At 61.9% G+C, this 13,355-nt stretch carries 12 protein-coding genes; 2 read left to right on the top strand and 10 right to left on the bottom strand.

The genetic code is table 11. The features are described from left to right. Window positions 1–7 precede the first annotated feature (7 nt). The 5 genes from ntrX to dusB all read right to left on the bottom strand — a co-directional run bounded on the left by ntrX (window position 8) and on the right by dusB (window position 7,479). The gene (gene ntrX / locus LPJGGPFB_RS10210; protein ID WP_077498329.1) at window positions 8–1,372 is read right to left on the bottom strand and encodes a two-component system response regulator NtrX; all 1,365 of its coding nucleotides are present in this window, start codon (window positions 1,370–1,372) and stop codon (window positions 8–10) included. Continuing rightward, window positions 1,362–3,632 (bottom strand): sensor histidine kinase NtrY-like, encoded by a 2,271-nt coding sequence (locus LPJGGPFB_RS10205; RefSeq protein WP_173419820.1) that lies wholly within the window; start codon window positions 3,630–3,632, stop codon window positions 1,362–1,364. Before LPJGGPFB_RS10205 ends, ntrX begins: the two co-directional genes overlap by 11 nt. Before the next feature lie 213 nt (window positions 3,633–3,845). Continuing rightward, window positions 3,846–5,300, bottom strand: a complete 1,455-nt coding sequence (gene ntrC / locus LPJGGPFB_RS10200) for a nitrogen regulation protein NR(I) (RefSeq protein WP_077498331.1) — start codon at window positions 5,298–5,300, stop codon at window positions 3,846–3,848. Then, window positions 5,297–6,454 carry a two-component system sensor histidine kinase NtrB gene (locus tag LPJGGPFB_RS10195; RefSeq protein WP_173419819.1) on the bottom strand — a complete coding sequence of 386 codons (1,158 nt, stop codon included), beginning with the start codon at window positions 6,452–6,454 and terminating at the stop codon, window positions 5,297–5,299. Before LPJGGPFB_RS10195 ends, ntrC begins: the two co-directional genes overlap by 4 nt. After that, entirely contained in the window at window positions 6,451–7,479 is a 1,029-nt protein-coding gene (gene dusB, locus LPJGGPFB_RS10190; protein WP_173419818.1) for a tRNA dihydrouridine synthase DusB, read from the bottom strand. Before dusB ends, LPJGGPFB_RS10195 begins: the two co-directional genes overlap by 4 nt. 149 nt (window positions 7,480–7,628) lie before the next feature. On the opposite strand from dusB, the gene LPJGGPFB_RS10185 reads away from it, so the two are divergent. Further along, a complete protein-coding gene (locus LPJGGPFB_RS10185) occupies window positions 7,629–8,852 on the top strand; it encodes a bifunctional 2-C-methyl-D-erythritol 4-phosphate cytidylyltransferase/2-C-methyl-D-erythritol 2,4-cyclodiphosphate synthase (protein ID WP_173419817.1) in 1,224 nt (407 codons plus the stop codon). Then, window positions 8,839–9,336, top strand: a complete 498-nt coding sequence (locus LPJGGPFB_RS10180; RefSeq protein ID WP_173419816.1) for a CinA family protein — start codon at window positions 8,839–8,841, stop codon at window positions 9,334–9,336. The genes LPJGGPFB_RS10185 and LPJGGPFB_RS10180 overlap by 14 nt, the downstream gene beginning before the upstream one ends. Here the strand turns inward: LPJGGPFB_RS10180 and LPJGGPFB_RS10175 are convergent. The 5 genes from LPJGGPFB_RS10175 to lpdA all read right to left on the bottom strand — a co-directional run bounded on the left by LPJGGPFB_RS10175 (window position 9,324) and on the right by lpdA (window position 13,339). Beyond that, window positions 9,324–9,773 carry a type II toxin-antitoxin system RatA family toxin gene (locus LPJGGPFB_RS10175; protein ID WP_173419815.1) on the bottom strand — a complete coding sequence of 150 codons (450 nt, stop codon included), beginning with the start codon at window positions 9,771–9,773 and terminating at the stop codon, window positions 9,324–9,326. The two genes, LPJGGPFB_RS10180 and LPJGGPFB_RS10175, sit on opposite strands and share 13 nt — an antisense overlap. Window positions 9,774–9,782: 9 nt before the next feature. Continuing rightward, window positions 9,783–10,346: a P-loop NTPase family protein gene (locus tag LPJGGPFB_RS10170; RefSeq protein WP_234902876.1), complete on the bottom strand. Its 564-nt coding sequence runs from the start codon at window positions 10,344–10,346 to the stop codon at window positions 9,783–9,785. A gap of 115 nt (window positions 10,347–10,461) precedes the next feature. Continuing rightward, a complete protein-coding gene (gene lipA, locus LPJGGPFB_RS10165; protein WP_173419813.1) occupies window positions 10,462–11,433 on the bottom strand; it encodes a lipoyl synthase in 972 nt (323 codons plus the stop codon). Between the two features lie 134 nt (window positions 11,434–11,567). Next, window positions 11,568–11,819 (bottom strand): GlsB/YeaQ/YmgE family stress response membrane protein, encoded by a 252-nt coding sequence (locus LPJGGPFB_RS10160; protein WP_173419812.1) that lies wholly within the window; start codon window positions 11,817–11,819, stop codon window positions 11,568–11,570. A gap of 74 nt (window positions 11,820–11,893) precedes the next feature. Continuing rightward, complete coding sequence (gene lpdA / locus LPJGGPFB_RS10155) at window positions 11,894–13,339, bottom strand: dihydrolipoyl dehydrogenase (RefSeq protein WP_173419811.1); 1,446 nt, start codon at window positions 13,337–13,339, stop codon at window positions 11,894–11,896. Between the last annotated feature and the right edge of the window lie 16 nt (window positions 13,340–13,355).

The following is a 13,355-nucleotide window of genomic DNA, read 5'->3' as shown; positions in this document are numbered from 1 at the left end:
CTATCGCTCAAACGCCCAGCGACTTCAGCTTGCGGTGAAGCGCCGACCGCTCCATGCCAACGAATTCGGCCGTGCGGGAAATGTTGCCGCCGAATCGGTTGATCTGAGCGATCAGATAATCCCGCTCGAACATTTCGCGAGCCTCGCGCAGCGGCAGCGTCATGATGTGCTGGTCGCCCTGCGCGGAGATCTTCGGCAAGGTATCGCCAACTTCGGTCGGCAGCATGTCGGCCGAGATCGGCGTATCCGGGCCGTCACTGCGGGCCAGGATCATCAGCCGTTCGATATTGTTGCGGAGCTGGCGAATGTTGCCGGGCCAATCGTGGGCCTGCAACACCGCAAGCGCATCGTCGCCGATCTTGCGCGGGCGGATACCCGCCTGCTCGCTGACCTGGCGCATGAACATGTCGACAAGAAACGGAATATCCTCGCGGCGCTCGGCCAGAGCCGGCACCCGCACCGGGATGACCGCGAGCCGGTGGAAGAGATCCTCGCGGAAGAGGCCTTCGGAGATCATGTTTTCGAGGTTGTAGGCCGTCGAGGAGATAATGCGGACGTCGACCTTGACGCGCTTCGTGCCGCCGACCCGCTCGAATTGCTGATCGACGAGAACCCGCAGGATCTTGTTCTGCGTTTCGCGCGGCATTTCGCCGACTTCGTCAAGATAGAGGATGCCGCTATGTGCCTCTTCGAGAGCACCGGTACGGCGCGGTTGCCCCGGCGTTCCCTCGGTTCCGAAAAGCGCGATCTCCATGCGGTCGGGCGTGATCGCCGCGGCGTTCAGGGCCACGAACGGACCGGTCGAGCGGGTCGACTTGCGGTGGATCATGCGCGCCACCAGCTCCTTGCCGGAGCCGGACGGTCCCTGGATCATGATGCGGCTGTTGGTCGGCGCGACCTTTTCGACGGTCTGGCGGAGCTGCGAGACGGCCACCGAGGTTCCGATCAGTTCGACCGGATCGCCCGACTTCTTCTTCAACTCCGAGACTTCGCGCTTCAACTTGGAGTTCTCGAGCGCGCGCTCGGCAATCAAGATCAGGCGGTCAGCCTTGAACGGCTTCTCGATGAAATCATAGGCGCCGCGCTTGATGGCGTTGACCGCCGTTTCGATATTGCCGTGCCCCGAAATCATCACCACCGGCAAATCGGGATGGCGCGCCTTGATCTCGTCGAGCAGGGCGAGGCCGTCGAGGCGGCTGCCCTGCATCCAGATGTCGAGAAAGACGAGCCGCGGCACGCGGTCGCTGATCGCCGCCAGCGCACTGTCGCTATCAAAAGCCGTTCGGGTCTCGTGCCCCTCGTCGGACAGGATGCCGGAGACGATCTCGCGGATGTCTTCCTCATCGTCTACAACCAGAATGTCAGCGGCCATCGCTCGTACCCTTACCCTTCAAAGTGTCTTCGCCCGCGGCTTCTCCGGCAGGCGGCAGGATCACGCGGATCATTGCTCCAACGCCGCCATCGAAATCGGCCGGTGCGTCGTGCAATTCCAATTGTCCGCCATGGTCCTCAATGATCTTCTTGACGATCGCGAGCCCGAGGCCCGTGCCCTTCTCGCGCATCGTCATATACGGTTCCAATATTCTATGCCGGTTCTCGGTCGGCAGGCCTTTGCCGTTGTCGATGACATCGACGACAAACCGGCCGGCGACGCCATCCTGCTGCGCACGCACGAGCACTGTCGGCTCGCCACGGACAGCGTCCGTCGGCACCGCCTCGATCGACTCCACGGCATTCTTGACGATATTGCCGAAGGCCTGTCCGAGCATGCGGCCATCGAACATGCCTTGGAGCGGCTCGTCGCCGAATTCGCGGATGAAGCGGATGTGGTTGTTGCCCATCTCGCGCAGAAACACGGCGTCCTTCAAAATTGCGCGCAGATCCACCTTCTCCTTCGTCGGCTTCGGCATGCGGGCAAAGGCGGAGAACTCATCGACCATGCGACCGATATCTTCGACCTGCCTTACGATCGTGTCGGTGCACTGATCGAAGACGGCCTTGTCTTCCTGATCGATCTGCTTGCCATAGCGACGTTTCAGGCGCTCGGCCGAGAGCTGGATCGGCGTCAGAGGGTTCTTGATTTCGTGTGCGATACGGCGCGCCACATCGGCCCAGGCGGTGGAGCGCTGCGCGATGACGAGATCCGTGATGTCGTCGATGGTGATGACGTAGGATTCGTTTGCCTCGCCGCCTTCTTCGCGCGTCACCTGGATGTTCAGCGTGCGCTCTGTTCCTCCGCGCATAATGTTGATCTGCTTGCGGAAATTGTTGCGGTAGCGGCTTTCCGCTTCGACCAGCACTTCTTCGATCTCAGGCGCAACCACGCGCAGATCCGCACCGAGCAGATCCGGAGCGGTCTTCTTCAGAAACTCCTCCGAAGAGGAATTGGCGATGGTGATCTGCCGGTCGCGGCCGACGCCGATGACCGCTGCCGTGACGCCCGAAAGAACTGCCTCGATGAAACGCCGTCGGTGGTCGACCTCATCCTTGGCCTCAAGGATCTGCTCCTGTTGGGTGCGGATTTCCGAAACCATCTTGTTGAACGTACGCGAAAGATTGCCGACGTCGCCATCGACGGCACGCACCGGCACGACGACATCAAGATTACCAGCAGCAACGCTGTCGGCGGCGCCGATCAGTTGGCGGATCGGTCGAACGATGCGGTCGGCGACGGCGATCGCCGTCCAGATGGCCGCCAGAAGCACGATCAGGGCAAAGCCGATATAGAGCACGCCGAAGGCAATCTGCGTAAAGGCGCGCCCGGCTTCGAGCGTCTTATACTCCGCCGTGTTTTCTTCCATCAGCCGCAGCGAACGCATCACTTCCGGATCGACGTTGCGAACGGTGTAAAGATAGGTGCCGGGAATATCGTCAAGCGGGATCACCGCACCCACCAGATTGGTAATCCCGGGCGGTATCAATGTCGGCTGTCCGGAAACCGAGCTTTTGAGCGCATCCGGCGGGATGGCCGGCAGGGGTTTTTCCGTCGAGATGTTGGCCTGCAGAATGGCGCTGCCGTCTGCCCGCACGAGGAACGCGCCGAGCATGCCGCGCCCTCTGGCCTGGCGCGTCACCAGTTCAGTAAAGCCGGTGCGGTCGAGGCTGTAGAGTTGCCGGTTGCGCTCAAGATCATTGGCCATCGAAACGGTCTGACCCTGGAGATAGCTGGCATTCTCCAGCACATAGGCCTGGGCGACGCTGATCGACGACCGGACGATCGCCTGCGTGCGCAGCGAAAACCAGCGGTCAAGTCCGACATCGAGCGTTATGCTGGCGAAGATCGCGACCAGAATGGCGGGCGTGATGGCGACGATCGAAAACAGCGCGACGATGCGGACATGAAGCCGCGCGGCGGCCCGCCCCTTGCGACGCGCCCGCAGCAGCCTGAGAATTTCGCGAACGATGAGATAGATCAGGCCGACGACAAATAGTCCGTTGATCGCGGCACAGGCGATGAAAATGTTGCGTTCCAGCCGAATCGGCGTCAGCCCAAGCAGAACGAGCAGAGACAGAGTGGCGCAGACGAGTGCGCCGATCGCCAGCATGAGGCCCGGTAAGGCAAAGGACGCGCGACGGTCGTGCGCCGCCAATCCGTCATCTGTGCCCAGCGGCAAGGCCATTGCATCCACCATGTAAAAAACGTTCCCCCGACCGGCGCCTATCGACACCAGCAATTCTCACGCACATCCCGGGTCAAGGTATTGACCGGACCGTCAACCGGAGCTGTTGCGCATCAGCCACAGCCCCCAAGGCCAGGCAAAGCAGCGCAACACCGCTCTATTCGGCGGTCATAACACGTTCAAGCAACGCATTGTGGCGAAAATGCAACGGTGGTTGCGGCCAAGTCAAGCCGTACGTGAGCTGCGATACACAGAGACGCCGAGTTCGCGGATCTTCTTGCGCAGCGTGTTGCGGTTGAGGCCGAGCAAATCTGCGGCCTTGATCTGATTTCCTCGCGTCGCCGTCAAAGCGGCAAGGATGAGAGGATACTCCATCTCGGCGAGCACCCGCTCGTAAAGACCGCTTGGGGGAAGCGCGTCCCCGAAGCTGGCAAAGTATTGCCGCATGTTCTCCTCAACCGCCTGCGAGATCGAAAGAGAGCCGTTGCGCGCCTGCGTCTTTTCGATGGGGCTGTCGGGGATTTCCGACCGCAGTTCGTTTTCGATAATCTCCCGCGTGATGACATCCTGCGGGTAAAGGGCGGTCAGTCGTCGCACGAGGTTTTCGAGCTCGCGCACGTTGCCCGGCCACGGATGCGCCTTCATCAGCTCCAGCGCTTCCTGATCGAAACGCTTGACGTCCAGGCCTTCTTTTTCGGCCTGCTGGACAAAATGGCGTACGAGATCGGGAATGTCTTCCGCACGATCGCGCAGCGGCGGCAGGCGCAGCGGCACCACATTCAGCCGGTAATACAGGTCCTCGCGGAAGAGACCCTGGTTGATCGACTGTTTCAGATCCTTGTTGGTTGCAGCGACGATGCGCACATCGGAGCGGATCGGCGTGCGTCCGCCCACCGTCGTATACTCGCCCTGCTGCAGCACGCGCAGCAACCGCGTCTGTGCGTCCATCGGCATGTCGCCGATCTCGTCGAGGAAGAGCGTTCCACCTTCGGCCTGCTCAAAACGACCGGTTGACCGTGTCTGCGCGCCAGTGAAGGCCCCCTTTTCGTGACCGAACAGTTCCGATTCGATCAGGTCGCGCGGGATCGCGGCCATGTTGATGGCAACGAAAGGGCCGTTGCGGCGCTTGCCGTAGTCATGCAGCGCCCGCGCCACCAGTTCCTTGCCGGTGCCGGATTCGCCGGTGATCATCAGCGTGAGATCGGTCTGCATCAGGCGGGCGAGAACGCGGTAGATTTCCTGCATCGCTGCGGAGCGACCGACCAGCGGCATGCCATCCTGCGAATCGTCGTCGATCTTCGCCGGGCGTCGCTTCGGCTCGGCCAGCGCCCGGCCGATGATGCCAATCAGCTCGGTCAGATCGAAGGGCTTCGGCAGGTAGTCGTAAGCGCCTTTCTCGGAAGCCTTGATCGCCGTCATGAAGGTGTTCTGCGCACTCATAACAAGGACCGGCAGGTCCGGTCGCGCCTTCTTGATGCGCGGAAGAAGATCGAAGGCATTCTCGTCGGGCATGACCACGTCGGTGACAACAAGGTCACCGTCGCCCGCGGAAATCCAACGCCAGAGCGTCGCTGCGTTCGATGTAATCCGGACATCGTAGCCGGCGCGGCTCAGCGCCTGATTGAGCACGGTGCGAATGGCTGCGTCGTCATCCGCGACGAGGATCGTGGCGCCCGTCATGCAATGTTTCCTTTTGTCATAGGCATGTCGTCTTCATCCGCCGCCTGCCCCTTTGAGGCCGGCATCAGGACGCGGAAAGTCGTGCGGTTCTGCTGGCTGTCGCATTCGACGATGCCGCCATGCCCGCCGATGATCTTGGCGACGAGCGCCAGCCCAAGGCCCGAACCGTTGGTCTTGGTGGTGATGAACGGATCGAACAGGTGCGGCAGCAGGTCGGAAGGAACGCCCGGGCCGTTGTCGTGGACGCAGAACTCCAGCGGCAGCGAGATCTTCTCGCGGGTGCCGGCGACCGAAAGGCGAATGCCGGGCCTGTAGGCGGTCGTCAGCATGATCTCGCCTTCCGGCCGATCGCCGATCGCTTCCGCCGCATTCTTGATGAGATTGAGAAACACCTGCACGAGCTGGTCGCGGTTGGCAAAGACGGACGGAAGGGACGGGTCGTAGTTTTCCGTCACCTTGATCCGGCGCGCAAAACCGGCCCGTGCGATCGCCTTCACGTGATCGAGCACCGAGTGAATGTTGAGCGGCACGCGATCGACCGGCCTCTCGTCGGAAAACACTTCCATGCGATCGACCAGCGATACGATCCGGTCGGTCTCGTCACAGATCAGCCGGGTCAACGCCCGATCCTCGTCGTTGACGGAGGTCTCCAGCAATTGCGCCGCACCCCGAATGCCGGAAAGCGGGTTCTTGATCTCATGCGCCAGCATCGAGGCAAGGCCAGTGACCGAGCGCGCCGCCGCGCGATGCGTCAACTGGCGATCGATCTTGTCGGCCATCGACCGCTCCTGGAACACGACCACGACGGAGCCGGGCTCCGAAATCACCGGCGCCACGTAGAGATCGACCAGCTTGTCGGCACCCAGCCGCGGGGAACTCAGATCGACGCGATACTCGTTGACCGGCGCCTTGCGCTCGCGCACCTGCTCGATCAGCGTCAGAAGCGGACTGCCGAACGGGATGAAGGCACTGATATCGTGGCGGGCGAGATGATTGGCGCTGGCGCCGAAGAAGGATTCGGCTTCCCAATTGGCAAAGGCGACCAGGCCATTCTGATCGACGAGAATTACCGGGTTCTGAATGGCATTCAGAACGGCCATCGACAGCCCGTTGGCAGCAGCCATGGCTTCCGGCGTGTTGGGCTTGTCCGTCATGCCGCGATCCCTTCGCTTGCGAGGGGCGCATGCGAACTGCGAATGGCCTCCGAGGCACGCGCGGCGACGGATTTGGGATCGGTCGACGTCAGGATCGCTCCCTTCTCCGTCCCGGCAAGATCGGATGCGAAACGGTCCAAGTACCAGCCGACATGCTTGCGTGCATGCCTCAAGCCCGTGTCGGCACCGTAGAATTCGAGCATCATTTCATAGTGCTCCACGAAAATGTCGGCGATCGCCGCCTGGTCAGGATGGCCTGCAGCACCAGCGAGAACGCCGACATGCCAGGGACGGCCCTGTGAGGACCGCCCAGCCATGACGGCGTCGGCGCCGGAACGCCTGAGGATCTCTTGCGCATCCGCGACGGTATCGACGTCGCCGTTGGCGACCAGCGGCACAGTCACGACGTCGCGCACGGCGCGGATCGCGTCCCAATCGGCCTTGCCGGTGTAGAACTGCATGCGGGTGCGGCCATGCACGGTGATCGCCTGGACACCGGCCTCCTGCGCCCTCCTAGCAATCAGCGGCGCGTTGATCGAGTTCTCGTCCCAGCCGAGCCGCATCTTCAAAGTGACCGGCACATCGACCGCGTTGACGGTCGCCTCGACCAGCGACAGAGCGTGATCGGGATCGCGCATCAGCGCCGAGCCGGAATAGCCGCCCGTCACTTTCTTTGCCGGGCAACCCATATTGATATCGATGATATCGGCGCCGTTGGCGGCGGCAATCTTGGCCGCCTCGGCCATCCAATGCGCCTCGCGTCCGGCCAGCTGCACGATATGCGGCTTGATGCCGGAGTTCTTCAGCCTCGCCCAGGATTCCGAGGCGTTACCGACCAGTTCGCGGCTCGCTACCATTTCCGTCACGACAAACCCCGCACCGAAGCGCCAGGCCAAAGTGCGGAATGGCAGGTCCGTGACACCTGACATCGGGGCGAGCGCCACCCGGTTGCGGATTTCGATATTCCCGATCCGAAGCGGTGATGACAAAGCCGGAGCTGGCAAATGCATATCTTTCAGGCACATGTTGTTCTTGCACTATTTTTAGACATTGTTCTCTGGCTTGCCAAGCGATTTCGAAGCGTCGGGCAAATTTCCCTGTTCGGCTGGCAAAGCGCGGACCTTCGCGGTACATCACGGCGAAGATTGGCGAAATCCGGGACCACATACAGAAGATGCAGCCTGAAGAACAGCTTTCCTGCGGCATTGTGATCGTTGCAGCAGGGCGCGGCGAACGCGCGGGACAGTCGGCCGAGGGGCCGAAACAGTACCGCACCATCGGCGACAAGCCGGTTATCGCCCATACGCTTGACACTTTCGCGACATGGCCGGGGACTGGACCGATCGTCGTTGTGATCCATCCTGACGATGAAGATCTGTTGGCAGCGGCGCGCAGGCGATCGCCGACACGCGCCCTGATCGTCGTTCACGGCGGCGCAACCCGACAGCAATCGGTACTGGCAGGCCTGGAAGCCGTAGCAGCAACCGGCTCACGCTACGTCATGATTCACGATGCCGTGCGCCCGTTTGCCGATCATGCCCTGCTCTCGCGCTGCGCGGAAGCGGTGGCGAAGGGAGCGCGCGCCGTGCTGCCGGCAATTGCCGTGTCGGATACGCTGAAGCGCGCCGATGCCGCCGGCATGGTGACCGAAACCGTTTCGCGCAATCACCTTCATGCGGCACAGACGCCGCAAACCTTCGACCTCACGACCATCCTCGACGCCCACAGGGCCGCAGCCAGCAGCGGACGGACGGATTTTACCGACGACGCCTCAATCGCCGAATGGGCGGGCATTCCTGTCACTCTCGTCGAGGGCACGGTCGACAACGTCAAGCTCACACTGAAAAGGGACATCGCCATGGCCGACGAAAAACTCAAGCGACATCTCATCCCGGATGTCCGCACCGGCAATGGCTACGACGTTCACCAGCTGGTCGAAGGTGATGGCGTCACGCTTTGTGGCGTTCTCATCCCGCACACCAAAAAGCTCTCCGGCCATTCCGATGCCGACGTGGCGTTGCATGCGCTGACCGATGCGCTCTTGGCCACCTGCGGCGCTGGCGACATCGGCGACCACTTTCCGCCATCCGACCCGCAGTGGAAGGGTGCGCCTTCACGCATCTTCCTCGAGCATGCGGCCAATATCGTGCGCCAGCGCGGCGGCACCATCACCAATGCCGATATTTCGCTGATTGCCGAAGCGCCGAAGGTCGGACCGCATCGACAGGCCATGCGGGAGAACCTTGCCGCCATGCTCGGCATCGACCTCGACCGGTGCTCGGTCAAGGCGACGACGAACGAGCGCCTCGGCTTTGTCGGTCGCGACGAAGGTATCGCCGCAATCGCGACCGCAACCGTCGTTTACACCTCGGGGGGCATCCACGATGTGGCCGAATGACATTCAAGCGACGGCCGGCAAGATCATTGCCGATTTCACCGCCCGCGGCCTCAAGGTGGCAACGGCCGAATCCTGCACCGGCGGATTGATCGCCGGCGCGTTGACGGAAATCGCCGGATCGTCGGCAGTCGTCGACCGTGGTTTCGTGACCTATTCCAACGACGCCAAGATCCAGATGCTCGGCGTCGATCCGGCGACGCTCGCGGCCCATGGCGCCGTTTCAAGGCAGACGGCCGTCGAAATGGCGCGCGGCGCTGTCTCACGCTCCGAGGCTGATTTTGCCGTCGCCGTCACCGGCATTGCGGGCCCGGGTGGCGGATCGGCAGAAAAGCCTGTTGGACTGGTGCATTTGTCGGCAACCGGGCGCACAGGCACCGCTCTCCACCGCGAGATGCGCTACGGCGATATCGGCCGCGACGCCGTGCGGCTCGCAACCGTCCGAACGGCGCTGGAGATGCTGGCCGAGGTCGCTCAGACGGCGTAGATCTTGTCGGCGCGCTTCTCGAACGCGTCGGAGAACATGCGGAAGGCGCGGTCGAACATCGAGCCCATCAGAGCTCCAAGGATGCGGCTCTTGAACTCGTAGTCGATGTAGAAATGCACCGACGACTGCCCCTCGCCCGCCGGCTCGAAGCGCCAGCGATTATCGAGATACTTGAACGGGCCATCAATGTATTTCACCTCGATCACCCGCTCGGCCTTGTTGAGCAGCACCTGCGTCGTGAATGTCTCGCGGATCGCCTTGTAGCCGACGGTCATATCAGCCAGCAGCAAAACCTTGCCATCCCTCTCCTTGCGCGAGCGCACGGTCAGAGCCTCGCAGAGCGGCAGAAATTCCGGGTAGCGTTCGACATCGGCAACGAGATCAAACATCTGGTCGGCCGTGTGCTTGACGACATGGTTCGTTTCAAAGTGTGGCATAAAGGGGAGTTAAGCGGGCAGACCGAGAAGATCAAGGAGCCCCTGCACCTGGCGACGCGATTTCAACTGCAGAACCGGCACGTCAGGGCCATGCTCTGCCAGGCCTGCGACAATCCGCGGCGAGAATTTCTGCTCGAAGGTCCAGATGAACTCGATGAATTCCCAGTCGACCTTCTCGATGCATCCCGGCGCCATCTCTGGACGGGTGCGCCCAAAGTACCTCAACCAGCGGCTGAGAACGCCCCAGATGCACCGAAGCCTCGGCATGCGCACCCAGATCACGACATCGCTCCGCGGCACGCGCAGATCGAAAGTAGAAGGACCTGTGCCATCCATGACCCAGCGCTCGGCGGCGATCCTCTCGACGATGCGCTGACGTTGCTCGGCCCGATCACGTTGCTGCCAGCCGGGCAGCCACAGGATGTCGCGATCGATCGAGATGTAGCTCAGGTCGAAATGTCGAGCGAGCTTCTGCGAAAGCGTCGACTTGCCGCCACCGGAGCATCCCACGACGAGGATGCGTCGAGCGTTGCGGATGCAATTGGCACCCACGGCATCATCGACATAGTTCATCCCTGCCGGTTTTGACGGCTGGTCCATGGGAACTCCCGGCAGATACGGGAACAACGGTAAACAGCGAAACTCCGGCGCGGGGCCGGAGTTTCTGTTGTCTCGAAATGCCTCGGCCTTACCCGGCTACGGCGGCGAGCTTCTTTTCGCGGGCTGCGCGCAAGCGGGCGAAATCGTCGCCGGCGTGGTGCGACGAGCGGGTCAGCGGGCTTGAGGCGACCATCAGGAAGCCCTTGGTGTATGCGACAGTCTCGTAGGACTTGAACTCCTCCGGCGTCACGAACTTCTCGACCTTGTGATGCTTGCGGGTCGGCTGCAGATACTGGCCGATGGTCATGAAATCGACGTCGGCGGTGCGCAGATCGTCCATCAGTTGCAGCACTTCGTTTCGCTCTTCGCCGAGACCGACCATGATGCCGGACTTGGTGAACATCGTCGGGTCGAGTTCCTTGACGCGCTGAAGCAGGCGGATCGAGTGGAAGTAGCGAGCGCCCGGACGGACAGTCAGATAGTTGCCCGGCACGGTTTCCATGTTGTGGTTGAAGACGTCGGGCTTGGCAGCGACCACGCGCTCCAGCGCGCCGGGCTTCTTCAGGAAGTCGGGTGTGAGGATTTCGATCGTCGTCTGCGGCGACGCGGCGCGGATCGCCCAGATCACCTTTTCGAAATGCTCGGCGCCACCATCCGGCAGATCGTCGCGGTCGACGGACGTGATGACGACGTGGGAGAGGCCCATCTGCTTGACGGCCTTGGCGACATTCTCCGGTTCCGCCATGTCGAGCGCATTCGGCTTGCCTGTCGAGACATTGCAGAAGGCGCAGGCGCGAGTACAGATCTCGCCCATGATCATGAAGGTGGCGTGCTTCTTGTCCCAGCACTCGCCGATATTCGGGCAGCCGGCCTCTTCACAGACGGTGACCAGCTTGTGCGAACGCACCAGCTCGCGCGTCTCCTGGTAGCCCTTGGAGGTCGGCGCCTTGACGCGGATCCACTCCGGCTTGCGCAGCATTTCGGTATCGGGCTTGTGGGCCTTTTCCGGATGGCGGACGCGTTGCGCCCGTTCAGAGACGGCATCGAACACCGTTACCATACTGTCTTCCTCGTCGCGGCGGGTCCGGCGTCGTGCCGGCAGACCCATTTTCGATCTATATAGATGGCCCGACGCGAAATGTCAGGCCACCTTTTGCTCGACGGCCCGACCGCTTGTAAAGGAAGCGTCGCAGGCTATCGCTTGACAGCGCGGCCGACGGCAATCAGCAGGCAGGCGCCGATAAAGCCGGTAACCAGATAGGCAAGCCACCCGGCAAAGGCCATGCCGAAGGCCGCCAGAATGAAATTCAGCACCACCGCACCGATGATGCCGAGCGCAATGTTCATGAACAGCCCCATATCGCTGTTCATGAAACGCTCCGCGAGCCATCCGGCCAACCCGCCGATGATGATCGCAGCCAGAATGCCGACGCCGTTCAAGCTCATGGTGATCTCCGTTCATTGAGGACAAGTCCTCAATGCCGGATGGCGCCAAAAAGTTCCGGCCTCAGCCTTTTGGATTAGGCGTTCAGTGCACGTCCGTAAGCATCGAGCACGCTTTCCTTCATCGTCTCCGAGATCGTCGGATGCGGGAAGATCGTGTGCATCAGGTCTTCCTCCGTCGTTTCCAGGTTCATGGCAACGACGAAGCCCTGGATCAGTTCGGTCACCTCGGCGCCGACCATGTGGGCGCCCAGAAGCTCGCCGGTCTTCTTGTCGAAGATCGTCTTGACCATGCCCTGGTCTTCTCCCAGCGCAATCGCCTTGCCGTTGGCAACGAAGGGGAAGCGCCCGACGCGGATATCGCGGCCTTCGGCCTTCGCCTTGGCTTCGGTGATGCCGACGGAGGCAACCTGCGGGTGGCAATAGGTGCAGCCCGGGATCTTCAGCTTGTCCATCGGATGGACGTTCGGCAGCCCGGCGATCTTCTCGACGCAGATGACCGCCTCATGCTCAGCCTTGTGCGCGAGCATCGGCGGGCCGGCAACGTCGCCGATTGCATAGACGCCGGGAACGTTGGTCTTGCCGTAGCCGTCGATGACGATGCAGCCGCGGTCGGTCTTGATCCCCAGCGCTTCGAGACCGAGATTCTCGATATTGCCCTGAACGCCAACGGCAGAAATCATCCGGTCCGCGGTGATCTTTTCGACCTTGCCGTCCTTCATCTCGACATGGGCGGTGATCGAATTGGCACCCTTCTCGACCTTCGTCACCTTGGCTTCGAGGTGGATCTTCATGCCCTGCTTTTCGAACTGCTTCTTGGCAATGCTCGAGATCTCGGCGTCTTCGACCGGCATGACGTTCGGCATGACTTCGACAACGGTCACGTCGACGCCCATGGTGCGGTAGAACGAGGCAAATTCGATGCCGATCGCGCCCGAGCCCATGACCAGCAGCGACTTCGGCATTTCCTCAGGCTTCATCGCCTCGAAATAGGTCCAGATGAGCTTGCCGTCCGGCTCGATGCCCGGCAGCGCGCGCGGACGCGCACCGGTGGCGATGATGATGTGCTTGGCGGTGTAGGTGCCCTCGCCCTTGGTGTTCTTCGGCAACGGCGCCTGCGGCTGGACGGCCGGCTTCGTCGACTTGCCGACGACGATTTCGCCGGGCTTCGTCAGCTTGGCTTCGCCCCAGATGACATCGACCTTGTTCTTCTTCATCAGGAAGCCGACGCCGCCGTTCATGCGCTCGGCAATGCCGCGCGAGCGGGCAACGATCGCCTTCAGATCAGGTGTCACCGCACCCTCGATCTTGATGCCGTAGCTGCCTGGATGCTGGGCGTAGTGCAGCACTTCGGCCGAACGCAGCAGCGCCTTGGTCGGAATACAGCCCCAGTTGGAGCAGATGCCGGCCAGGTGCTCGCGCTCGACGACCGCGGTCTTGAAACCCAACTGTGCCGCACGAATGGCGGCGATATAGCCGCCCGGACCCGAACCGATGACGATGACGTCGTAATTCTCAGCCATGTGTTTCCTGCCTTTG

This window comes from Ensifer adhaerens, assembly GCF_013283195.1.
GTDB lineage: Bacteria > Pseudomonadota > Alphaproteobacteria > Rhizobiales > Rhizobiaceae > Ensifer > Ensifer adhaerens_G.
The sequence above is the reverse complement of the archived record's forward strand: the minus strand, read 5'-3'. Positions and strand labels throughout refer to the sequence as shown.